At 70.2% G+C, this 22,477-nt stretch carries 21 protein-coding genes; 13 read left to right on the top strand and 8 right to left on the bottom strand.

What is annotated here, in order from left to right; all coding sequences use genetic code 11:
• A partial coding sequence (locus tag ACRDPS_RS02645) for an HNH endonuclease signature motif containing protein (protein WP_431500067.1) occupies positions 1 to 1,352 on the top strand: 1,352 nt, incomplete at its 5' end.
• Between the two features lie 398 nt (positions 1,353 to 1,750).
• On the opposite strand, the gene ACRDPS_RS02640 is transcribed toward ACRDPS_RS02645, so the two are convergent.
• The 6 genes from ACRDPS_RS02640 to ACRDPS_RS02615 are packed head-to-tail and all read right to left on the bottom strand — an operon-like array spanning position 1,751 to position 7,736.
• Positions 1,751 to 1,999, bottom strand: coding sequence for a zinc-ribbon domain-containing protein (locus ACRDPS_RS02640; protein WP_431500066.1), 249 nt, complete (start codon positions 1,997 to 1,999; stop codon positions 1,751 to 1,753).
• 21 nt (positions 2,000 to 2,020) lie between these two features.
• Positions 2,021 to 3,661 carry an amidohydrolase gene (locus ACRDPS_RS02635; RefSeq protein WP_431500065.1) on the bottom strand — a complete coding sequence of 547 codons (1,641 nt, stop codon included), beginning with the start codon at positions 3,659 to 3,661 and terminating at the stop codon, positions 2,021 to 2,023.
• Complete coding sequence (locus ACRDPS_RS02630; RefSeq protein ID WP_431500064.1) at positions 3,661 to 4,494, bottom strand: ABC transporter permease; 834 nt, start codon at positions 4,492 to 4,494, stop codon at positions 3,661 to 3,663. Before ACRDPS_RS02630 ends, ACRDPS_RS02635 begins: the two co-directional genes overlap by 1 nt.
• On the bottom strand, positions 4,491 to 5,384 hold the full coding sequence (locus ACRDPS_RS02625; RefSeq protein WP_431500063.1) for an ABC transporter permease: 894 nt from the start codon (positions 5,382 to 5,384) through the stop codon (positions 4,491 to 4,493). Before ACRDPS_RS02625 ends, ACRDPS_RS02630 begins: the two co-directional genes overlap by 4 nt.
• Positions 5,385 to 5,406: 22 nt before the next feature.
• A complete protein-coding gene (locus ACRDPS_RS02620) occupies positions 5,407 to 6,609 on the bottom strand; it encodes a polyamine ABC transporter substrate-binding protein (protein ID WP_431500062.1) in 1,203 nt (400 codons plus the stop codon).
• Positions 6,606 to 7,736 carry an ABC transporter ATP-binding protein gene (locus tag ACRDPS_RS02615; protein WP_431500061.1) on the bottom strand — a complete coding sequence of 377 codons (1,131 nt, stop codon included), beginning with the start codon at positions 7,734 to 7,736 and terminating at the stop codon, positions 6,606 to 6,608. The genes ACRDPS_RS02620 and ACRDPS_RS02615 overlap by 4 nt, the downstream gene beginning before the upstream one ends.
• Before the next feature lie 152 nt (positions 7,737 to 7,888).
• Between ACRDPS_RS02615 and ACRDPS_RS02610 the strand changes: the two genes are divergently transcribed.
• Genes ACRDPS_RS02610 through ACRDPS_RS02600 form a run of 3 tightly spaced genes read left to right on the top strand, consistent with a single transcriptional unit; the run spans position 7,889 to position 10,129 of the window.
• Positions 7,889 to 8,677: a Nif3-like dinuclear metal center hexameric protein gene (locus tag ACRDPS_RS02610; RefSeq protein WP_431500060.1), complete on the top strand. Its 789-nt coding sequence runs from the start codon at positions 7,889 to 7,891 to the stop codon at positions 8,675 to 8,677.
• 52 nt (positions 8,678 to 8,729) lie between these two features.
• Positions 8,730 to 9,446: a zinc ribbon domain-containing protein gene (locus ACRDPS_RS02605; protein ID WP_431500059.1), complete on the top strand. Its 717-nt coding sequence runs from the start codon at positions 8,730 to 8,732 to the stop codon at positions 9,444 to 9,446.
• Positions 9,443 to 10,129 carry a histidine phosphatase family protein gene (locus tag ACRDPS_RS02600; protein ID WP_431500058.1) on the top strand — a complete coding sequence of 229 codons (687 nt, stop codon included), beginning with the start codon at positions 9,443 to 9,445 and terminating at the stop codon, positions 10,127 to 10,129. Before ACRDPS_RS02605 ends, ACRDPS_RS02600 begins: the two co-directional genes overlap by 4 nt.
• Positions 10,130 to 10,320: 191 nt before the next feature.
• Here ACRDPS_RS02600 and yaaA read toward each other — a convergent pair whose 3' ends face one another.
• On the bottom strand, positions 10,321 to 11,115 hold the full coding sequence (yaaA, locus tag ACRDPS_RS02595; RefSeq protein WP_431500057.1) for a peroxide stress protein YaaA: 795 nt from the start codon (positions 11,113 to 11,115) through the stop codon (positions 10,321 to 10,323).
• A 134-nt stretch (positions 11,116 to 11,249) separates the two neighbouring features.
• Here yaaA and ACRDPS_RS02590 point away from each other — a divergent pair, with 134 nt between their 5' ends.
• The 7 genes from ACRDPS_RS02590 to ACRDPS_RS02560 all read left to right on the top strand — a co-directional run bounded on the left by ACRDPS_RS02590 (position 11,250) and on the right by ACRDPS_RS02560 (position 19,742).
• Positions 11,250 to 11,570, top strand: a complete 321-nt coding sequence (locus ACRDPS_RS02590; RefSeq protein ID WP_431500056.1) for a hypothetical protein — start codon at positions 11,250 to 11,252, stop codon at positions 11,568 to 11,570.
• Between the two features lie 17 nt (positions 11,571 to 11,587).
• The gene (locus ACRDPS_RS02585; RefSeq protein ID WP_431500055.1) at positions 11,588 to 13,048 is read left to right on the top strand and encodes an RNB domain-containing ribonuclease; all 1,461 of its coding nucleotides are present in this window, start codon (positions 11,588 to 11,590) and stop codon (positions 13,046 to 13,048) included.
• Positions 13,049 to 13,108: 60 nt separating this feature from the next.
• On the top strand, positions 13,109 to 14,389 hold the full coding sequence (locus ACRDPS_RS02580) for a hydroxyacid-oxoacid transhydrogenase (RefSeq protein WP_431500054.1): 1,281 nt from the start codon (positions 13,109 to 13,111) through the stop codon (positions 14,387 to 14,389).
• A gap of 73 nt (positions 14,390 to 14,462) precedes the next feature.
• Complete coding sequence (locus tag ACRDPS_RS02575) at positions 14,463 to 15,674, top strand: multidrug effflux MFS transporter (protein ID WP_431500053.1); 1,212 nt, start codon at positions 14,463 to 14,465, stop codon at positions 15,672 to 15,674.
• A gap of 31 nt (positions 15,675 to 15,705) precedes the next feature.
• Positions 15,706 to 16,131 (top strand): PaaI family thioesterase, encoded by a 426-nt coding sequence (locus ACRDPS_RS02570; protein ID WP_431500052.1) that lies wholly within the window; start codon positions 15,706 to 15,708, stop codon positions 16,129 to 16,131.
• A 10-nt stretch (positions 16,132 to 16,141) separates the two neighbouring features.
• Positions 16,142 to 18,877 (top strand): DEAD/DEAH box helicase family protein, encoded by a 2,736-nt coding sequence (locus ACRDPS_RS02565; RefSeq protein ID WP_431500051.1) that lies wholly within the window; start codon positions 16,142 to 16,144, stop codon positions 18,875 to 18,877.
• A gap of 85 nt (positions 18,878 to 18,962) precedes the next feature.
• On the top strand, positions 18,963 to 19,742 hold the full coding sequence (locus ACRDPS_RS02560; protein WP_431500050.1) for a class I SAM-dependent methyltransferase: 780 nt from the start codon (positions 18,963 to 18,965) through the stop codon (positions 19,740 to 19,742).
• A 9-nt stretch (positions 19,743 to 19,751) separates the two neighbouring features.
• Here ACRDPS_RS02560 and ACRDPS_RS02555 read toward each other — a convergent pair whose 3' ends face one another.
• A complete protein-coding gene (locus tag ACRDPS_RS02555) occupies positions 19,752 to 20,501 on the bottom strand; it encodes an SGNH/GDSL hydrolase family protein (RefSeq protein WP_431500049.1) in 750 nt (249 codons plus the stop codon).
• A 68-nt stretch (positions 20,502 to 20,569) separates the two neighbouring features.
• Here ACRDPS_RS02555 and ACRDPS_RS02550 point away from each other — a divergent pair, with 68 nt between their 5' ends.
• Both ACRDPS_RS02550 and ACRDPS_RS02545 read left to right on the top strand, forming a co-directional pair.
• A complete protein-coding gene (locus ACRDPS_RS02550; RefSeq protein WP_431500048.1) occupies positions 20,570 to 21,811 on the top strand; it encodes a sensor histidine kinase in 1,242 nt (413 codons plus the stop codon).
• 8 nt (positions 21,812 to 21,819) lie between these two features.
• The coding region (locus ACRDPS_RS02545) for a response regulator transcription factor (protein ID WP_431500047.1) at positions 21,820 to 22,477 on the top strand (658 nt) is incomplete at its 3' end.

Raw genomic sequence — 22,477 nt, 5'->3', positions numbered from 1 at the left:
TGATCACTGCGGCGAAGTACGCAGCCGTGAACGTCGTCGAGACCGTCGGGGAGGCGGCGGTGTTGGAGGTCGACACCTACGGCGACCGGGCGGTGGCACTGACCGGGGCGGGTGCGCCGATGATCTCCGAGGCCGCGGTGATCGAGTTCGCCGCCGTGCTCGGCTACTCGACCTACACCGGCCGGAAATATCTCGCTGACGCGGTCGAGCTGGCCTGGCGACTCCCGGCCACCTGGGCCCGGGTCCTCGACGGCACCCTGACTGGATGGCGGGCCCGCCGGGTCGCTGACGTCACGCATGATCTGGATCCTGAGGTCGCGATCTGGGTCGATGACCAGGTCGCTGCCCATGCCCACAAGATCGGTCCCACCCAGCTGGAACGGACCGCGAAGGAAGCCGCGGCCCTGTTCGAGCCCGACCTGACCGCTGCGATCGCCGAGGACGCCGTCGACTACCGACGCTGCCGCATCGACACCGACCCAGCCCTGTTCCTGACCCCCATCGGTGCCGAACAAGGACAAGCCGCCGCCGCGACCGCCGAGATCACCGCCACTCTGGATGTGGGCGACGCCCTCGACCTCGAGACTGCTGTCTCCTCCATCGCCCACAGCCTCCTCGACCACGACGCCACCGCTGGATGTTCCCTCGACGCCCGCCGCGCCGCCGCTCTCGGGATCCTCGGGCGTGCCTACAACACCAACGCCCTCGGAACCACACCCGCCCGAACCGCCAGGACATCAAGCGGCGCTGACGACGTGACCACCAGAGCGGCCGCTGAGACCGCGGCAGCAGAGATCGTCGCGACCGGTGCACTCCCCGGGACCGGACGGGTCATCGACCTGAAGATCCACACCGACATCCCCGACCTGGCCACCACCGGTCTGGTCCGGATCGGCAACACCCGTGGCCTGGCCACCATCGAACAGCTCGACCGATGGGCCTCACTGCCCGGCGTGATCATCAAACCCGTCGTGGTGATCGACCTCAACGAGGAGATCACCACCACCGCCTACACCCCGACCCGGCAGCTCAGAACACAGGTCGAGCTGATCGACCAGACCTGCGCTTTCCCCGGCTGCAACGTCAAAGCCGAGAACTGCGACATCGACCACCGGATCCCGTTCGACAAGGGCGGGAAGACCACCACCTCGAACCTGACCTGCCTGTGCCGGAGACATCATCGCGCGAAGACACACCTCGGCTGGACCTACGAACGCGTCGCGCCGGGGCGCTATCGATGGCGCTCTCCACACGGATACAAGTTCCTGACCGGCCCGGACGGCACCGTCGACATCACTCCAGACACCGAGGACGATACGGAGACAGACGTCGGTCGCAGCGACGCGGCCTGACCAACGCACAACATCGCCTGGCGGCGTACGTCTGGAAAACTCGGACAGGGACAGGTATCCCGACGCAATCCAGAACCGGGCTGGAAGTCCGCAAGACAGGTGAATGGCAACCCCAGCCAGACACCCTGGTCCTCAATCTCCCAACCCGGTCAGGCACTCGGCCCCACCCGCCCTACGCCACCCGCCCTACGCCACCCGGGCACGCACCCAAAGCCGCTTAGCCGACCGCAGCACAGAGGATGGTCTCGACAGGCTCGACCACCGGACGCGGCGAGGTCTGTCCGGTCGGTCGCGACACATGGGTGGTCTCGACAGGCTCGACCACCGGAGGTGACGAGGTCTGTCCGGTCGGTCGCGACACATGGGTGGTCTCGACAGGCTCGACCACCTGAGGTGAGTCAGCCTACGGACGGCCGCGGGGCGGACTGGAGCTGTTCGGCCTGGTCCTTGGACACCTTCGAGGCGTAGCCGCAGTAGGTGCAGTCCATACGGCGTGACTTGCCGACGGGGAAGAGGGGGATGAAGAAGAGGGTGAACTTACGGACGATCTCGAACAGCCGGTGGGCAGCCTGCTGCTTGCAGTTGGGACAGACCAGGGTGAGCGTGGCCAGCAGACGCGTGTAGGTCTTGATCCCGAAGATGATCATGGCAAGGAGTCTTGCACGCGCTCAGTGTCGATAGACCTCACGACCGTCCGCGTACGTGTGGGTCACCCGGGTCTGCGCGAGGGAGCTCGGGTCGCCGCTGAGGATGTCGTTGTCGACCACGACCAGGTCGGCTGCGTACCCCGCCTCGATCCGGCCGGTGGAGGTATCCAGGCGGTTCAGATATGCGGTTCCCGTGGTGTAGCCGGTCAGTGCCTCGGTGATAGACAGCGCCTCCTGGGGCAGCAACGGGGCCGCGTCTGCGGGCTGATCCGGAGAGCGCCGGTTGACCGCGACATGCATGCCGAGCAGCGGGGCGGGGTCGGAGACCGGCCAGTCGCTGCCGCAGGCGATCCGGGCTCCGGTACGCAGCAGCGACCCGAACACATACTGCTGGCTCCGCGCGGCCGGTGCCAGGAACGGCAGGGTCAGCACGTCCATCGTCTCGTCCAGGCATGCCCACAGCGGCTGGATGTTGGCGATGACGTCGAGAGCGACGAACCGGGAGACGTCGGACCTGTCGACGACCTGGACGTGGGCCAGGTGGTGGCGCAGGCCGCTGTCTCCGTTGACTGCCCGCGCCCGCTCGATCGCGTCCAGGCTGTCTCTCACCGCACGGTCGCCCAGTGCGTGGATGTGGGCCTGGAAGCCGTTGGCGTCCAGCCCCGTGACGTACGTAGCCAGAGCCTCGGCGGGGATGAAGGAGAGGCCGCGGTTGTCGGTGGAACGCCCGCGAGAGTCGAGATAGGGCGTGAGCATCGCGGCCGTGTGGGTCTCGCAGACACCGTCCTGCATCAGCTTGACGCTGGCCGCGTCCAACCCCGCCCGAGCCGCCAGGGCCCGGCGCTCGATGAGCTCGGGAAGCTGCTCCAGGCCGCGGTCGCGGTCCCACCACTGAGCGAGGACGACCTTCGCGGTGAGCACGCCGGACTCCCGCGCGGCGATGTAGGTCTCGAGCGTGTCCGGCATGCCGAGGCCGACGCCGACCAGGGCGTCCTGCCAGCCCACGATGCCGACGGAGTGCAGGTGCCGCTGCGCGGCGAGCAGCGCTTCGGTCAGGTCGCTCGAGGACGGAGCGGGCACCATCGACCCGACCAGCGCCATCGCACCCTCGTGCAGTGCACCGGTGGGCCGACCGGCGGCGTCACGCTCGATGCGCCCGTCGGCCGGATCGGGAGTCGATGCGGAGATGCCCGCGATCTCGAGCGCGCGGCTGTTCACCCAGGCGGAGTGGTGGTCGCGGTTGGGCAGGAAGACCGGCCGGTCTGGACAGAGCCGGTCGAGGGGCGCGGCGCTCGGCACTCCGCCGGGAAAGGAGTCCATCGACCAGCCGCCGCCGGTGACCCAGGCTCGGTCCGGGTGCGCGGCGGCATAGGAGCCGATGGCGTCGAGGTAGCCCTCGAGAGTCGACAGGCCGGTCAGGTCGCACTGGTTCATCTCCAGCCCGGCCTGGATCGGGTGCACGTGGGAGTCGTGGAAGGCGGGCAGGACCCACCGACCGTCGAGGTCCTCGACCGTCGAGCCGGGACCGGCCAGACCACCGAGGTCCTCGCCGATGGCAGCCACACGCCCGTCCCGTACCGCGACGGTTACGTCCTCCCACGCATCACCGCGCAGGACCCGACCCCCGCGCAACAACAGGTCGGCCGGTCGGGTGGCGTCCATCAGTTGGCGGCGATCGTGTCGGTGACCGAGGAGCCCGAGCGCCGAAGCACCAGCGCCACCAACCCCAGCACGAGCAGGGTGAGGACCAGCAGGATCGTGGAGACGGCGGCGATCTCGGGCTTCAGCCCGGACCGGACCGCGGAGAGCACGTAGACCGGCCACGAGGTCGTACCGGACACGTTGATGAACGAGGAGATCACGGTGTTGTCGAGGCTCAGCGTGAAGGCCAGCAGCCCGCCGGCCAGCACCGCCGGGCCGACCAACGGGAGCGTGACCTTGAAGAACGTCGCCACCGGGCGGGCATAGAGATCCGCCGACGCCTCCTCCAACGACGCGTCCAGGCCGACCAGACGCGCCCGGACGATATAGGTGACGACCGCGGTCGCGAACAGCGAATGACCGATGACCAGGCGTACGTAGCCGTTGTCGAACGGCAGCAGGGCCCAGTCCTGCCCGAGCGTCACGAACCAGGGGAGCAGCGCGATCCCGTCGACGATCTCCGGAGTCACCGAGACCAGCAGCAACAGCAGCGTGAACGGTCCCGTCCAACGGCCCGGGAAACGGGCCATCGCCATCCCGGCCAGGGTGCCGAGCGTGCTCGCCAGGAGTGCGGCGACCACCGCGGTCTGCAAGGAGACGGCGACGGCGTGACGTACGGCCGGCCGCTCGAGGATCGCCGTGAACGGCTCCACGCTGAAGCCGTCCCAGGTGGCGAGCAGGCGGCCGCCGTTGAAGGAGTAGATCCCGATCACGATGATCGGTCCGAACAGGAAGAGGAAGACCAGCGTGGTCCACACGCCGAGCGCGAGGTTCGTCCCCGAGGCCCGCTTCACGAGATCACCAGCCTGTTGCGTCGGCCGACAAGCCGTCCCACGGCCCACAGCAGCGTGAGGGCGAGCACGACGACGACCATCGTGAGGAGGATGAGCACGACCGCCATCGCCGAGCCCAGCGCCCAGTTCTGCGCGGTCAGGAACTGGCTGGCGATCAGCGAGCCGACCATGGTGCCCTTCGCCCCGCCGAGCACGGCGGGGGTGACGTAGTCACCCATCATCGGGATGAAGACCAGGATGACGCCGGCGAGGATGCCGGGTCTCGCCAACGGCAGGGTGACCTGGAAGAAGGTCCGCACCCGCCCGGCTCCGAGGTCCTTCGACGCCTCCCCGAGCGCGTTGTCGACACGGTCGAAGGCGACGTACAGCGGCAGGATCATCAACGGCAGATAGTTGTAGATCAGGCCCAGCAGCACTGCGCCACGGGTGTTGAGCAGGGCGTGCGGGTCGGCGACCGCGCCGATGTCGGCCAGGAACCCGGCGAACGCGCCCTCCGAGGACAGGATCACCTTCCAGCCGATCGTCCGGATCAGGAACGAGGTCCAGTAGGGGACCATCACCAGCGCGATCAGCAGGCCGCGACGGTGCGCGGGGACCTTGGAAGCCATGAAGTACGCGGCGGGCAACGCGATCAGCAGGCAGGCGACCGTCCCCAGCACGCTCATCCACAACGTCGCGCGGAAGATCGAGAAGAACGTCGGGCTGAACGCCTCGGCATAGCGATCCAGCGACATCACCGCGTTGCTGTGCGTGCCGAACATCCCGGGCTTCTCGCCGAGGCTGAACCAGGCGACCTGGAGGAACGGCACGACGAAGAAGACCGTCAGCCACAGCCACGCCGGGACGGCGAGGACGAACCCCGGGAGATGCCTGGCCGTCCGCCTGGCCATCGGCCTCCTGGAGGGTGCCTGATCAAGCACTTGCCGCGGCCTTCAGCTTGTCGTAGACCTCCGTACGCCGGTCCTGGGCCTCGTTGACGGCGCCGTTCCTCATCGTGGCGAGCTGCTCGTCGGTGAAGAAGATCATCTCGGGCAGCTCGACCTTGCGCTCGGTGGCCAGCTCCTTGATGTCGAGCGCGCCGGTGTTGTAGCCGATGTAGTCCATCTCCAGGAACGAGTTCTCCGGCTCGAGGACGTAGTCGAGGAACGCGTGGGCGGCCTCGGGGTGCGGAGCGCCGGCCGGGATGCACCAATTGTCCATCCACAGCTCGGTCGTCGGACCCGCCAGCACCCACTTCCACCGGTCGGGTTGCTTGTGCTCGAGGATGCCGAGACGGGCGTCGCCGTTCCAGTTCTGCATCAGCGCGAAGGTGTTCTGCTGCATCGCGCCGGTGCCGGGATAGGAGTCGAAGCCGGAGATGTGCGGCGCCCAGTTCTCGACGGCCTCGGCCTCGAAGGCGTCGTAGTCGGCCATCTTCTCGGTGTTCCAGTCGATGTCGTTGGCCCAGAAGTAGATGCCGGCGACACCCTGCGGGTCATCGAGCAGGGAGGTCTTGCCCGAGGCCTCGTTCTGCATCGCGTCGATGAAGTCGTCCCACGTCTTCAGGTCGCGCTTGATCACGGTGGTGTCGTAGACGAACCCGGTCGTGCCCCAGCACTTGCACACCGAGTACTCGTTCTCCGGGTCCCAGTCCTGGCCGAGGAACTGGGGGTCGACCTTGTCCAGGTTGGGGATCAGGTCCTTGTTGAACGGGACGATGATCTCGTTCTCGATCAGCTGCGGGATGTAGACCCCGGTCGGCACGATGATGTCGTAGCCGCTGGTGCCCTTGGCCGCGACCAGCTTCGAGATCAGCTCCTCGTTGGAGCCGTACGCGTCGAGGGTGACCTTCGGCCCGGTCTTGCCGAACGCCTCGATCACCTCCGGTGCGTCATAGTCACCCCAGGTGTAGATCGAGAGTGCCTTCTCCACCGCACCGCCGGTCGCGCCGGCGCCGGGCTCGACCGCGGCGCTGCCCGACTCGCCCGCACCGCAGGCACTCAGCGCGGCACCGGCACCGGCCAGCGCCGCCAGGCTCAGGAAGTGCCGCCGCGAGAGCTCCCGGCGGATCGCTCGCGCGCCGGCGTGGCTGGCCAGGATGCGTACGTTGCCATTCTTGTTGACAGGCTTGCTCACTGCGGTCTCCTAGCGGTGGTCGGATCAGGAGGAAAGAGACGTACGTCCTCGGCGGCCCAGTCACAGCGGACCTGGTCACCGGGGGAGAGCCGGGCGGCGCCGTGGGCCGGGCGGCGGATCAGGAGGCTGTGCTCGTCGCTCACCTTGACGAGATACTGGATCACCTCGCCGAGCGGGGAGACCTGGATGACCTCGCCGGCGATCGTGTTGCGGCCCTCGGCCGGGGTGGGCCGGAGGTTCGTGGGCTCGATCGAGATCAGCTCGGGGCGTACGGCGGCCTGATGGGGATCACCGGGCTTCGCGTCGGGCTTCGCGGGTCCCTCGACCACCGCGATCGGGGTCTCGAGGGTGGTGCCGTCGGCGCTGACCTGGCCGTGCAGGAAGTTCTGCTGGCCGACGAAGGCGGCGACGTACGCGCTGGCCGGCTGGTTGTAGACGGTGTCGGCGTCGGCGAGCTGCTCGATCCTGCCGGAGCGCATGATCGCGATCCGGTCGCTCATCGCGAGGGCCTCGTGCTGGTCGTGGGTGACGAAGACGAAGGTGATCCCGAGGCGGGACTGGAGCAGCTTGAGCTCGAGCTGCATCTCCTCGCGCAGCTGGCGGTCCAGGGCTCCTAGGGGCTCGTCGAGAAGGAGGACGGCCGGGCGGTTGACCAGGGCCCGGGCGAGGGCCGCCCGCTGCTGCTGGCCGCCGGAGAGCTGGGCCGGTGCGCGGTCGGCGAAGTCGAGCATCCGCACCATCCTCAGCGCCTCGACGACCCGCTCGCGCACCTCGGCCCGCGGGGTCCGGCGCTGCTGCAGGCCGTAGGCGACGTTCTCGGCGACGGACTTGTGCGGAAACAGCGCGTACGCCTGGAAGACCGTGTTCACGTCGCGCTGGTAGGGCGCGAGCCTGACCACGTCCTTGCCGCCGATCGTGATGCTGCCGGAGTCGGGCGTCTCGAACCCGGCGATCATCCGCAGCGTCGTCGTCTTGCCGCATCCCGATGGGCCCAGCAGCGAGATGAACTCTCCTGCCCGGATCTCGAGATCCAGGCCGTCGACGGCCGTAGCCTGACCATAGGTCTTGGTCAGGCCGCTGATGGTCACGGAGCCGGCGGGATGGTCCGGGATCGCTGTCGTGGTCATCGATGCTCCAGTCGATCGTTCTTAGCGCTGCATTCCACCACAAGATGACGAAGAAAGTACGGAATCGGTTGTAAATCGATGGTTACGATCCCGATTTCGTTCTCCATGGTTCCACTGGAAGCGGCTCTCGTCGAGGGATCTAGGGTTGTCCCATGCCCACCCTGTCTGCTCTGACTTCGCTGCTGGACGACTGGTATCCGCCCGCTACCGCCGACGACTGGGACGCCGTCGGGCTGGTGTGGGGCGATCCCGCGCAGCCGGTCTCGAAGATCCTCCTCGCCGTCGACCCGACGCAACCGGTCGCCGACGAGGCGGCCGCGTGGGGCGCGGACCTGGTCGTCGTCCATCATCCGCTGTTCCTCAAGGGTGTGCACGGGTTCGCCGCCACGAGCCCCAAGGGTCGGACGCTCTCGACGCTGGTCGCGGCCGGATGCGCGCTGCTGACCGCCCACACCAACGCGGACCAGGCGCTCGGCGGGGTCTCGGAGTCGCTGGCCCTGGCGCTCGGGCTGAGCTCGCCGCACCCGCTGGTGCCGGGGGAGTCTCCCGAGGTCGGCACCGGCCGGGCAGGCACGGTGCCGGCCACGACGCTGGGGGCCTTTGCCGAGTCCGTGGCGGCAGCGCTGCCCGGCACCGCTGCCGGGATCCGGGTCGCGGGAGACCTCGACCGGCCGGTGTCCTCGGTGGCGCTGTGCGGCGGGGCGGGTGACTTCCTGCTCGACCAGGTGGCTGCGTACGACGTCTATGTGACCAGCGATCTGCGGCACCATCCGGCCTCCGAGTTTCTCGAGAATGGCGGTGCGTTGATCGACATCCCGCACTGGGCGGCGGAGTGGACCTGGCTGCCTGTGCTGGCGAGGCGACTGAACGACGCTGTGGGAGATACGGTGGAGGTCCGCGTCTCCGAGATCGTCACCGATCCGTGGACCCTGCGCCTGTGAGTGCTCGTGAACAACTGAGGAGAATCCGCTGAAAGCCGACCCGTTCGCCCAGGTGAAGCTGCTCGACGTCCAGGAGCTGGACTCGCGCGCGCTCCAGCTGCGCCACCGCCGAGGACACCTTCCGCAGACCGCCGTCGTGGAGGAGCTGCAGGCCGCGAAGAAGCGTGCCGACGATGCCGTACGCGACGCCCGGGTCGTCCGCGACGACCTCGAGCGGGTGCAGAAGAAGGCCGACGCCGACGTCGAGTCGGTCAAGACCCGCCGCCGGCGCGACCAGGAGCGGATGGACTCCGGCGCGATCAGCAGCGCCAAGGACCTCGAGCGCATGCAGCACGAGCTGGTCACCCTGGACCGCCGGATCTCGGTGCTCGAGGACGAGGAGCTCGAGGTCATGGAGCAGCTCGAGGCCGCCCAGACCACCGTGACCCGGCTCGAGACCGAGATCGCCGAGATCGACGAGAAGCTCGGCGTCGCGCTCGAGTCCCGCGACGTAGAGACCGCCAAGCTCGACTCGGAGCTCGCCTCTCTTGCGGCAGAGCGGGTGCCGGCGCTCGAGGGCATCCCCGACGACCTGCTTTCGGTCTACACCCGGCTGAGCGACAAGCTCGGGGTCGGCGCGGCCGAGCTGCGCGCCCGCCGTTGCGGCGGCTGCAACCTCCAGCTCGACCCTGCCGAGATCTCCCGCATCCGCGGGCTCGCCGCCGACGAGGTCGTACGCTGCGAGGAGTGCTCCCGCATCCTGGTCCGCACCGCCGAGTCGGGGCTGTGAGCCCGAAGACCTCGCGTGGTTGGGGTGGTGAAGCCGCGACGACGACCTTGGTGCTGGTCCGGCACGGGGTCACCAAGCACACTGCCGCCAAGGCGTTCTCCGGCGGGCTCGGCGGCGACAACCCGCCGCTGACCCAGGAGGGACGCGAGCAGGTACTGCTGACCGCCGAGTGGCTCAAGCCGCTCGCGTCCTCGGTGTCCACCGTCGTGGCCTCGCCGGTCCTGCGTACCGTCGAGACCGGTGAGCTCGTCGCCGGCACCCTCGGCGCCCGTCTCGTCGAGGAGCCCGCCTTCGCGGAGATCGAGTTCGGGGAGTGGGAGGGGCTCACCTTCGGTGAGGTGGCCCAACGGTTCCCCGAGGAGATGAAGGGCTGGATGGGGGCGACCGAGGTCGCGCCGCCGGGCGGCGAGTCCTTCGACTCCGCTCAGTCCCGTGTGCTCGCCGGGCTCTCCCGCGTACTCGAGACCCACGCCGGTCAGACCGTCGTGGTCACCTCACACGTATCGCCGATCAAGCTGATCGTCGCTCACGCCCTGGGCGCCCCGATCGGCGGAGTCTTCAACATGGAGCTCTCCCCGGCCTCGGTCACCGTCGTCTCCTTCTTCTCCGACGGCCGCGCCTCCCTGCGCCTCTTCAACGCCCTCCCCGTAGCCCGCGACCCCTTCGCCGCCGGAACCTTCTGACGCCGAGTCGGCGCGTCTGTCCCAGGATCTGGCGTCGAGTCGGCGCGTCTGTCCCAGGATCTGATGCCGAGTCGGCGCGTCTGTCCCATGGTCTTGGGACATTTGCGCCGACTCGGTCCTTCTGAGTGGGACAGACGCGCCGACTCGGCAGGAAAATCTGGGGCAGACGCGCCGACTCGGCATGGGGTGGGTTAGAGGTCGCTGACTACTACGTCTAGCTGGGTTGGGCTCTGGGTGCCGCTCTTCGTCTCTTCGACGTGCCAGCCCAGGTCGCGGAGGGCTTCGGCGAGCTTGGCGGGGGTGCGGGGGTTGGCGCCGGACTCGAGGAGGGCGCGGACGAGGCGGCCCTTGGTGGCCTTGTTGAAGTGGCTGACGACCTTGCGCTGACCGTTGTGCTCGTGGAGGACACGGACGGTGGCGGTGCGCGCAACTACTGTGCTCGTCCCTTCGGCGTCGGGGCGCCAGAAGGCTGCGTACGTCCCGGACCGGAGGTCCACCAGCAACCCGCCGCCGAGCGCTTCGGTGATCCCCGCCCCGAGGTGCTCGCGCCAGTGGGCCTGGATGCCGCCGACGCCGGGGAGGCTGGTGTCGCCCGAGAGACGGTACGCCGGGATGCGATCGCCCAGGCCGACCAGCCCGAAGACGGAGCTGGTGACCATGACCCGACTGGTCGCGCGGCGCTTGGCGGCCGGCGACAGGGTCGCGGGGGAGAGGGCGTCATAGAGCACCCCGGTGTAGACCCGGTCGGCCCGCGAGGCCGGTGACTCGAGCAGCCGGGCGTTCAACGCGACCAGTTCGGGCTGGGTCTTCGGGATGCCGAGGAGGTCGACGGCGTCCTCGGGCCGGCTCACGCACAGCTCGACCAGCGCGTCGATGACCTTGGCGCGGGCGGGGTTGAGCACCGGCAGGCGGAGGTCTTCGAGCGCGAGCGGGTTGCCGCGTACGGCCGCGGTCTTGCCCTCCGAGGGCGGCAGCAGGATCAGCACGGTGACAATGGTGCCGCCCGGGAAGGGGATGGCCGAATCGAGGATTGGGTATCTTTCAAAGCGCCCGTGACCTGGGGCAACGCGCGGGGATAGATTCTCGGGATCGCCGCGCACCCCCACCGAGAGGCCCAGCCGTGATCGTTCTGGCCGCCGAGTCCACGTCCCAGCCGAACCTCGCCGGCGTCTTCGCCGTGATCATCATCGTCGGGGTCTTCTGGATGATCCAGGACCTGGCGAAGAAGTCCAAGGCGCGGGCGGAGCACGTCAAGGCGAAGCGGTCGCTGACCGCGTCCCAGCGCAGGGCGCTGGCCAGGATCAACAGGGCGGCGAAGTCGCACAACGGGTCCAAGAAGGACCTCTCCGGCCAGTTCGGCGCCTTCAAGGGCAACCCGAAGGCGTTCGGCAAGGAAGCCGCGTCATTGCACAAGGCATACAAGGCTTCGAAGAAGAAGTAGCCATTACAGTTCTGGCCATGGGTTCTGCACGCGTTATCCGAGTGGCTCGCGCCGACGACGGTGTCGCCGCCAGCACTCTTCGAGACGGGATCGCCGCGCTCCAGGCCGAGCTGGGGGTGACCGCGGAGTTCCCTCCCGAGGTGGAGGAGGCGGCCGCGGCCGCCGCGGCCAACCCGAGGCTGCCCGACCTGGACCGCACCGACCTGCCCTTCGTCACCATCGACCCCGAGACCTCCATGGACCTGGACCAGGCGCTCCACCTGGCCCGTGAGGGCGACGGGTACGTGGTGCACTACGCGATCGCCGACGTCGCCGCGTTCGTCACCGCCGGCGACCCGGTCGACCTCGAGGCCAACAAACGCGGCGAGACCCTCTACGCCGCCGACGCGAAGATCCCGCTCCACCCCAAGGCGCTCTCCGAGGATGCCGCCTCGCTGCTCCCGGACCAGGTACGCCCCGCGCTGCTGTGGACACACAAGCTCGACGCGACCGGCGAGGGGACCGACACCTTCGTCGAGCGCGCCCTGGTGAGGTCACGGGCGAAGCTCTCCTACGACGGCGTGCAGGCGATGTTCGACGGCGGCGGCTTCGAGGGCGAGTACGCCGAGTCGCTCCAGCTGCTCCAGGAGATCGGCGAGAAGCGGATCGCTCTCGAGGCGGCCCGCGGCGGGGTGAGCCTGCCGCTGCGGGATCAGGAGATCTCGGTCGAGGGCGACCAGTGGTCGCTGGAGTTCCGCGACATGCTGCCCGTCGAGGACTGGAACGCCCAGATCTCCCTGCTCACCGGCTTCGCGGCGGCAGACCTGATGGTCTACGCCCGCGTCGGACTCCTCAGGACCCTCCCCGAACCCGATCCCCGAGACGTCCAGCGGCTGCACCGCACCGCTCGCGCGCTCGGGCTCGACTGGCCCGCCGAGATGCTCTACCCCGACTTCATCCGCTCGCTCGACGGCAAGAACGGCAAGCACGCCGCGATGGCGGTCGCCAGCACCCGACTGCTGCGGGGCAGCGGATACGCCTCCTTCGACGGCGAGCTGCCGGAGCTGACCGAGCACTCGGCGCTGGCCAACGAATACATGCACGTGACCGCTCCGCTGCGCCGGCTCATCGACCGCTACGCGGGCGAGGTCTGCCTGGCGCTCTGTGCCGACGAGCCGGTCCCCGACTGGGTCACGACGGCGTTCACCACCCTCCCGGAGACCATGCGCGCCTCGGCGCGGTCGAGCGGGGCGTACGAGCGTGGGGTCGTCGACCTCCTCGAGGCGGGGGTGCTCTCGACACGGGTCGGCGAGACCTTCGCGGCGGTGGTCGTCGAGGTCGAGGAGAAGGACGACCGGCAGGGTTCGATCACCGTCGAGGAGCCCGCCATCGAGGCCAAGGTCACCGGTCCGTCCGCACTGCCGCTGGGCGAGGAGATCGAGGTACGCCTGGAGTCGGCCGACGTCGCCGCCCGGAAGGTCACCTTCACGATCGCCTGACCGTTCTTGGGCGGCCCGCACGGTGAAGCCCGTCGGGGCCCGGCCGATATCGTGCGACCTATGACGCATGCCACACCCGAGACCGTGTTCACCTACGGGTCCCCGCAGCTCAAGTTCGGCACCGGGGCATCCGCCGAGATCGGCTACGACCTCGCGGGCCTGGGGGCCCGGCGCGCGCTGGTGGTGACCGATCCCGGCATCTCCGCGACGGGACTTCCGCAGCGCGTGGCCGAGCAGATGAGGACGTACGACGTCGCTGCCGTCGTCTTCGACGGCGCCCATGTCGAGCCGACCGACGAGAGCATGCGGGCCGCGGTCGAGTTCGCTCGCGAGAACGGGCCGTTCGACGCCGTCGTCGCGGTCGGAGGCGGGTCGAGCATCGACACCGCGAAGGCGGTCAACCTGCTGACCACCAACGACGGCGACCTGATGGACTACCTCAACGCGCCGGTGGGTCGCGGACTCGCGCCGGCCAACCCGCTGCTGCCGCTCGTCGCGGTGCCGACCACCACCGGGACCGGGGCGGAGTCGACGACCGTGTGCGTGCTCGACGTGCTCTCGCTGAAGGTCAAGACCGGGATCTCGCACGCCCGCCTGCGCCCGACGCTGGCCGTCGTCGACCCGGACCTGATGATGACCCAGCCGGCCGGTGTCACCGCGGCGTCGGGGATGGACATCCTGTGTCACGCGCTGGAGAGCTACACGGCGCGGCCCTACACCTCCTATGACCGCAAGCAGCCCGCGCAGCGGGTGCCCTACTGCGGCGCCAACCCGATCTCGGACATGTGGTCGGAGAAGGCGCTCTCGCTGCTGGCCGGCTCGTTCCGGCAGGCGGTGGCGCACGGGGACGACACCCTCGCTCGCGGCGACGTGGCGTTCGCGGCGACCTTCGCCGGTCTGGGGTTCGGCAACGCCGGGGTGCACATCCCGCACGCCTGCGCCTACCCGATCGCCGGGCGGGTTCGGGACTTCCACCCTGTCGACTACCCGGGTGAGGAGGCGCTGGTGCCGCACGGGATGGCGGTCTCGCTGACCGCCCCGGAGGCGTTCCGCTACACCTTCGACGCCGCGCCCGAGCGCCACCTGCACGCGGCTCGTCTGCTGGCCCCGGGCGTCGAGGAGACGGGAGCCGAGCGCGACCTGCTGCCCCGGGTGCTCGCCGAGCTGATGCGCGACATCGGCATCCCCGCGGGCCTCGGCGAGGTCGGCTACACGTCCGCCGACATCCCCGATCTCGTCGACGGCGCGCTCAAGCAGCAGCGGCTCCTCGCCACCGCGCCCAAGGAGCCGTCGGCGGAGGACCTGACCGGGATCTTCGAGAGGTCGATCACGCTCTGGTGAGGGAATGCCCGGCGGGGTTGCCCGGTTGAGGTTGGTTGTCGACTTCAACCAAACTCTTCCGGAGGTCTCCTCGGTGACGTCAGTCCCGCCGCGGCTCTTGCTCGCCCTCGCCCTGCTCTCGGCGTCCGCGCCGCTCGCGATCGACTTCTACCTGCCCTCCTTCCCGCAGATCGGCTCGGATCTCGGAGCGGCGGCGAGCAACGTACAGCTGACTCTCACCGCCTTCCTGATCGGCCTCGCGCTCGGTCAGATCGCCTGGGGGCCGATCTCCGACCGGTTCGGGCGGCTCAAGCCGCTGCTGATCGGGTCGGTCGTCTCCGCGCTGGCCGGCGTGCTGGCGGCGCTGGCGCCCAGCGTCGAGCTGCTGATCGCGGCGCGGTTCGTCCACGCGCTCGCCGCCGCGGCGGGGATCGTGATGGCGCGGGCGATCGTGGCCGATGTGCTCCACGGTTACGCTGCCGCTCGGGCGATGTCGATCATGATGTCGATCAGTGGGATCGCGCCGATCCTGGCCCCGGTGATCGGCGGCGCCATCGCCGGCCTCGTACCGTGGCGCGGCGTGCTGGGGATCGTGGCCGCGATCGCCGTCGTGCAGGTCGTCTGCGTGGTGCTGGTGATCCGCGAGACCCTCCCGGTCGAGCGGCGGACCAGCCGGGTCGAGTACGCAGATCTCGGGCGTCTGCTCGCCAAGCCGTCGTTCCTCGGCTACACCCTGACGCAGTCGCTCACCTTCGCCACCCTGATGACGTACGTCTCGTCCTCCTCCTTCCTCTACCAGTCGGTGATCGGGACGTCGGCGGCGGTGTACGGCGTCGGGTTCGCGATCAACGCCGCCTTCCTGACCGTCGCCGGGCTCGTCTCGGCACGGCTCGCCAAGCGAGAGGTGCACCCGGCCCGGATCATCCGCTCGGCGCAGCCGGTGCTGGCGGGGGCGGCCGTACTCGCCCTCGTCGTCGCGCTCGCGCCGGTGCCGAAGGGGCTCATCCTGCTGCCGATTCTCATCGCGACGACCTGCGTCGGGTTCATCATGGGCAACACCGGAGCCCTGGCCATCGAGCAGGCCCGTCCCTCGGTCGGTGCCGGGTCTGCGCTGATGGGCGGGATCATGTTCCTCGGTGGCGGGCTCGCCTCGCCGCTCGGCGCGGTCGCCGGTGAGCACACGGCGGTGCCGCTGGCCATCACCATGGTGGTCACCTCCACCCTCGGCGCGGTCGCATTCGCCTTCGCGCGGCGCTCCGTCGCGCGCAACCCCGAGTCGGAGGCGGCCTTCGCTCCTGCGGCCTGAAGTCTGGGGCCCGTGCCGGTAGGTTGCAGCCATGGCGGAGACACCTGCGGTGACGGCCTCGGAGGCCGAGGAGATCCTGGCGAACCAGCCGTTCAGCCGGCTGATCGGCGTCGAGGTCGGCGAGGTCGGCTACGGGTACGCGACGTTGCGCATCCCGCTCCGCGCCGACCTGCTGCAACAGTTCGGCACTGTCCACGGAGGCGTCCTCTCCTATGCCGCCGACAACTCGCTCGCCTTCGCCGCCGGCACCATCCTCGGACCCCACGTCCTCACCCGCGGCTTCTCCATCGACTTCCTGCGAACCTCGAACGGCGATCACCTCAGGGCGTACGCCGAGGTGGTCGACCACACCAGCCGCACCGCTCTGACCCGGTCCGAGATCTTCACCGTCGCTGCCGACGGCTCCGAGGCTCTGGTCGCTGCCGCCCAGGGCTCGATCGCTCGGGTCGAGCGTTAGTCAGCGCCGGGTGAGGCTCAGAGTCCATCAGCAGCGCGCGCTCACCGCTCTGGGGACGGCGTGGGATGCCGGGCATTCGCGGGCGTGGGTCGTGCTGCCTCCGGGTGTGGGGAAGACGCTGGTCGGGCTGGAGACGGCACAGGAGGCGATCGACGACGGAGCGAAGGTCGTCGTACTCAGCCCCAACACGGCGATCCAGGGGCAGTGGCTTCGGCAGGCGGCCGCCTTGGGTCTCGACGGATCCTTGTCGAGAGACCTTGACGCGGACCTGACGTCGCTGACCTACCAGTCGGTCGCGGTCTTCGGCGATCCCGACGACGATCCCGACGATGATCCCGACGACGAGGCCGAGACCGGGGAGAGCCACCTGGCCAGGCTGCACGACAACGGCCGGGCGCTGGTCTCGGCGCTGCGTACGGCCGGGCCGCTGCTGCTCGTGCTGGACGAGTGCCATCACCTGCTCGAGGTCTGGGGCGAGCTGCTGGGTGAGATCCTGCAGCTGTTGCCGGACGCGCGGGTGCTGGGGCTGACCGCGACCCCTCCGGAGGCGCTGACCAAGGAGGAGTCCGCGCTGGTCGGGACGCTGTTCGGCGAGATCGTCTTCTCGACCTCGATCCCGGCGGTGGTGCGCGAGGGCGATCTGGCGCCGTTCGCGGACCTGGTCTGGCTGACCGCGCCGACGCCGAGCGAGCGGGAGTGGCTGCGGGGGAGCGCGGAGCGGTTCGAGGAGCTGCTCACCGCGCTGACCTCCGCGGACCTGGGCACGGTGCCGTTCCTGACCTGGCTGGACCGGAGGTTCGTGGCGCGATCGGACGGGGCGCCGACGTGGGGAGAGCTCGCGAAGGCGTCACCGGACCTGGCCACCGCTGCCCTGCGCGCGCACCATCGCGGGCTGCTCGCTCTGCCCGAGGGGGCGACCCTGACCGAGGCGCACCGTCGCGACCCCTCGGCCGAGGACTGGGTGGCGCTGATCGGTGACTGGGTGCGCGGACATCTGGCCGCCTCCGAGGCGGAAGCCGACCAGGAGGCGCTGGCCGCGATCAAGCAGGCGCTGCCGGCGGTCGGCTACTCGCTGACCCGGCGCGGCATCCGACCCGGACGCTCACCCGTCGACCGGGTGCTGGCGCGCTCGGAGGCGAAGACGACGGCGACCGCGGCCATCGTGGCCCACGAGCGCCTGGCGCACGGCGACTCGCTGCGGCTGTTGGTCGTCACCGACCACGAGCGGGCCTCGGCCACCCTGCCGGTCGATCTGCGCGGTGTGATCGCCGAGCAGGCCGGCTCCGCGCGGGCGGTGCTGACGACTCTGTGCGCGCACACCGACGATGTCCTTCTCGTCACCGGCGCCACCGTGGCCGGACCCGCCGCGACCCTCTCGGCGCTGGTCGCGCACATCGCCGAGTCCGACCCCGCGCTGGCCGCTGGTCTCGCGGTCGAGCCTGGGGAGGCGTACGCCAGGCTCGTCGGGCGCTGGGGGAGCCGGCAGTGGGTGGGGCACGTGACCCGGTTCTTCGAGGCGGGCGGGTGCCGGGTCCTGGTCGGCACCCGCGGGCTGCTGGGGGAGGGCTGGGACGCCCGGTCGGTCACCGGGATCGTGGACCTCACCGCGGCCACCACCTCGACGGCGGTCGTGCAGCTGCGCGGGCGCTCGCTGCGTACCGATCCGGAGCGCCCCGACAAGGTCGCGGTCAACTGGACCGTCGTCTGCGTCGAGGAGGAGCACCCGCGCGGCGACAACGACTGGAAGCGCCTGGTGCGCAAGCACACCGGCTTCTTCGGTGCCGACGAGGACGGCTCCGTCGTCGACGGCGTCGGCCACATCGACGAGTCCTTCTCCCCGTACGCAGCCCCGCCGGAGTCCGACTTCGAGACGGTCAACGCCCGGATGGTCGCCCGGTCCGAGGACCGCACGGCGATCCGGGAGCGGTGGCGGATCGGAGAGGCGTACGCCGACGTCGCCGGCCGCACCGTCAGGGTGCGGCTGCGCCGGGCCGGAGTGCTGCGTACGCCGGCGGGCGCCGTGCTCGCTCCTCGGCCTCCGGGTTTCCGGCTGCTGGAGGGTCGGGTGCCGGAGTGGCGGCTGCCCGCGAAGGGCGCGCTCGCAGCCGCGGTGCTGGTGAGCATCGGCCTCGCCGTGGCCCTCGGCGCCGGCAGTGGTGCCACGCCGCTGCTCGGCGGCGTGGCCGGCGGGCTGTGGGCGCTGTGGGCCGCGTACGCCTATCGTGACGGCACCCGCATCGCCTCCCAGCTCCGCCGGCGGCCGACGGTGGGCGCGGTCGGTGCGGCGGTCGCGGACGCGCTGAACGCGATCGGCCAGACCACCGTCGGCGCCGACGGACTGGAGATCGCGGTCGACTCCGACGGCAGCTACCGGCTCCATCTGACCGGCGTTCCCGAGGAGGAGTCGGCGCTCTTCGCGGCCTCGCTCGAGGAGGCGCTGTCGCCGATCGCCGCCCCTCGCTATCTGATCTCGCGCCCGGTCCTCGGTGACCTGTCGCCGCTGGAGCGGCTGCGGCTGGGCATCTCCGGCGGCCACACCGCGGAGCGCGAGGCATGGCACGCGGTCCCCTCATCCCTCGGCCGTCGCGCCGCCGACGCGAAGGTGTTCCGCACCGCCTGGGAGCACTGGGTCGGCGGCTCCAGCCTCCTCTACACCGCCTCGCCCGAAGGTGCCGGCGTCCTCGCCGCCCAACGCGGCGCCGACCCCTTCGACGTCACCGCCGTCATCCGCCGCCACTGGTCCTGAAGCCGAGGCGTCACCCACGTCGTCCGTGGCGTCACTCGCGAGAATCGAGTTGTCAGCCGAGGCGACGTACCGGAGTGTTGCCCGCATGGACTCAGACGCTCGGAACCGGCACGCGTCATCCTTCGGCGCGGCGGCGAACGCGTACGCCGCGCATCGTCCCGACTACGCGCACGACGCGATCCGGTGGGCGCTCGAGCCCGCGCCCGGTCCGCGGGTGCTCGATCTCGGCGCCGGCACCGGGAAGCTCACCGCGACCCTGGCGGCGATGGACGCGGACGTCACGGCCGTCGAGCCCGACCAGGCGATGCTGGAGGAGCTGAACACGACCCTGCCTGAGGTCACGGCGCTGTCGGGCAGCGCGGAGGCGATCCCGCTCCCGGACGCGTCCGTCGACGCGGTCCTCGCCGGCAACGCCATGCACTGGTTCGACATGGCGGTCGCCGGGCCCGAGATCGCCAGGGTGCTGGCACCGGGCGGGGTGCTCGCCGGTCTGTGGAACACCGTCGACGACGGCGTCGACTGGGTCGCCGGCCTGGCTCAGACAAGTGGACCCGCGGCGATCGGGCCGCGTGACACCCCAGCGAGCTGGCGTACGGAGACTGCGAACCTGCATCTGCTGACGTCGGACGCGCCCGTGCGCTTCGGCTCCCCGGAGCAGTCCGGTTTCCCGCACGGGCAGCTCCGGACCGCCGACTCTCTCGTCGCGACGCTCGGCACCCGCGCGGGGATGCTGGTCATGGCGGAGGAGGAACGGGAGACCATCCTCACCCGGATCCGACGCTACCTCGCCACCAGGCCGGAGACGTCGGAGGGCGAGTTCACCCTTCCGATGATGACCTGCGTGCTCCGGGTGCGACGACTCTGACGGCAGAGCTCAGCCGGTGATCGGGGTCCAGGTGGGGAACTTGGCGGTGCGGCCGTCGCCGGAGGAGCGGCCGGTGAGACGGCGGTGGATCCACGGGCCGACGAACTCGCGGTAGTAGGCCATGCCCTTCTTGCCCTCGGCCCCGGCGAAGTCGAGGTCCCACCAGCCCTCGGGGACCTCGATACCCAGCGAGTCCAGGACGCGGGCGGCGACGCGATGGTGGCCGCGAGCGTTCATGTGCAGGCGATCCTCGGACCAGAACCGGCCGTCGGTGAGCGTGATGTCGGGCCAGTTGTAGGCCCTGACGACGTCGTCGCGATCAGCGACGCGCTTCTCGACCAGGTCGCAGAGCTCGTCGCCACGGCGCTGGAAGATCCTGCCGAGCGGCAGGCGGGCGGACGGGTTGGCGCCGGAGAGCAGGACCAGCCTGATCCCGTTGGCAGCGCACGCCTCGAGCACCGGCGTGAGGTGGTCGGCGATCACGTTGGCGTCCGCTCTCGGGCGGAGCATGTCGTTGCCGCCGCCGTTGAAGGAGAGGTGGGTGGGCTTCAGCGCCAGCGCGGCGGGGAGCTGCTCCTCGATGATCGGGCCGATCAGCCGGCCACGGATGGCCAGGTTGGCATACTCCACCGGTGTCCCCGATGCTGCCCAGCCCTGGGCGACCAGGTCGGCCCAGCCGCGTACGTGCCCGTCGGGGGTCTCGTCGCCGACGCCCTCCGTGAACGAGTCACCGATCGCGACGTACCGCACTGCCTCCACGAGCCCTCCCGAGCACCATCTTCGAATATCCATCGCCAGCCTGTGCATCCTAGTCCGCCCGGGGTCTGATGATCACATCCGTCCCCGGGTTGACGCCGTGGCGTGCCCGGCTCCTCTACGGTGAGCCCGTGGAGGAGTTCGTACGCAGCCCGTGGCGGCTGAGCTCGCGGGGCGAGTGGTGGTTCGACCGAATCCTCGTGCTCTTCCTGATGTTGCCGGTGCTCGTCGACCTGGCTTCGCACTGGCCGGTGGGTGGCCTGCTCGCGTTCACGCAGACGTTCCCGTTGCTGTGGCGGCGGCGTTGGCCGGTGCCGGTCTTCGTGGTCATCTCCGCATCCTCTGCGCTGCAGGTGCTGCTCCTGGACTCCCCGCTGGCCGCGCAGGTGGCCTTCCCGATCGCCGTCTACTCCGTGGCGCGCTACGCCCGGGCGCGGTGGGGCTACGCGGCCGTCGCGGTCGGTCTCCTGGCCGCGGGTCTGGCCGCGTGGGACTGGATGTCCGCCGTAGACGATGACGTCAGCAACGGCACGATGGACGTGAAGTCGTACGTCGTGATCGGCATCTCGATCGCCACCTTCCCCGTCGCGGCGTGGGCGCTGGGAGCGCTGGCGCGCACCCGGGCGGCGTACGTCGACTCCTTGGTCGAGCGCAACGAGCAGCTGCGCCGGGAAGCCGAGCAGCGGGCCGAGCTCGGCGCGACCCAGGAGCGAGCGCGGATCGCGCGCGAGATGCACGACGTCGTCGCGCACGGGCTCAGCGTGATCGTGGTGCAGGCCGACGGCGCGCGCTATGCCGCCGAGCAGGACCCTTCGCTCGCGCCCCAGGCGCTGGAGACCGTCGGGCAGACCGCGCGTGAGGCGCTGGCCGAGATGCGGCAGCTGCTCGGGCTGCTGCGCGACGGGGACGCGATGACCCGCCCGCAGCCCCGGCTGGGCGACATCGCGACGCTGGTCGAGGAGACCCGCGCCGGTGGGATGTCACTGTCGGCCAGTCTTCCCGAGCCCGGGCTCACGGTGCCCGAGGGCATCGCGCTGACCGCCTACCGGGTCGTGCAGGAGGCGCTCAGCAACGTACGCAAGCACGCCGGGCCCGGCGTCTCGGCGAAGGTCCGGGTGAACGCCGGCGCGGACGGTCTCGAGATCGAGGTGACCGATGACGGTCGCGGCGCCGCCGCTGTTGCCGAGGACTCCGACCGGCCCGGGCTGGGCCTGGTCGGGATGGGGGAGCGCATCGCCGCCCACGACGGAGTGCTCGAGACCGGCCCGGCGACCGGCGGCGGGTTCCGCGTCTACGCAAGACTCCCCATATGACTGGCCGTATGACGATCCGTGTCCTGCTCGTCGACGACCAGGAGCTGGTGCGGGCCGGCTTCCGGATGCTCATCGACTCCCAGCCCGACCTGCGTGTCGTCGGCGAGGCCGGTGACGGCCAGGAGGCCGTCGCCGCGCTGCGCCGGACGGAGGTCGACGTGGTCCTGATGGACGTACGCATGCCGCGCATGGACGGCGTCGAGGCCACCGGTCTCATCGCCGGCCGCGAGGGCGCGCCGCGAGTGATCGTGCTGACGACCTTCGACCTCGATGAGTACGCCTTCGCCGCGATCCGTTCGGGCGCCGCCGCCTTCCTGCTCAAGGACGCCCGCCCAGAGGACCTGCTCGGCGCGATCCGCACGGTGCACGCCGGTGACTCGGTGGTCGCACCGACCACGACGCGACGACTCCTGGAGCATTTCGCCGCCAGCGCGCCCACGACCCCCGCACCGGCCACCGCGCAGCGGCTGGCCGGGCTGACCGAGCGCGAGCGAGAGGTGCTCACACTGGTCGGCCGCGGCCTGTCGAACACCGAGATCGCCGAGGCCTTCGTGGTAGCCGAGGCCACCGTGAAGACCCACGTCGGCCGGCTGCTGGCCAAGACCGCGTCTCGCGACCGCGTCCAGCTCGTCGTCCTTGCCTACGAGACCGGCCTGGTCGGCCGCT

The sequence above is a fragment of the Nocardioides sp. genome (assembly GCF_050699375.1).
Classification (GTDB): domain Bacteria; phylum Actinomycetota; class Actinomycetes; order Propionibacteriales; family Nocardioidaceae; genus Nocardioides.
The sequence above is the reverse complement of the archived record's forward strand: the minus strand, read 5'-3'. Positions and strand labels throughout refer to the sequence as shown.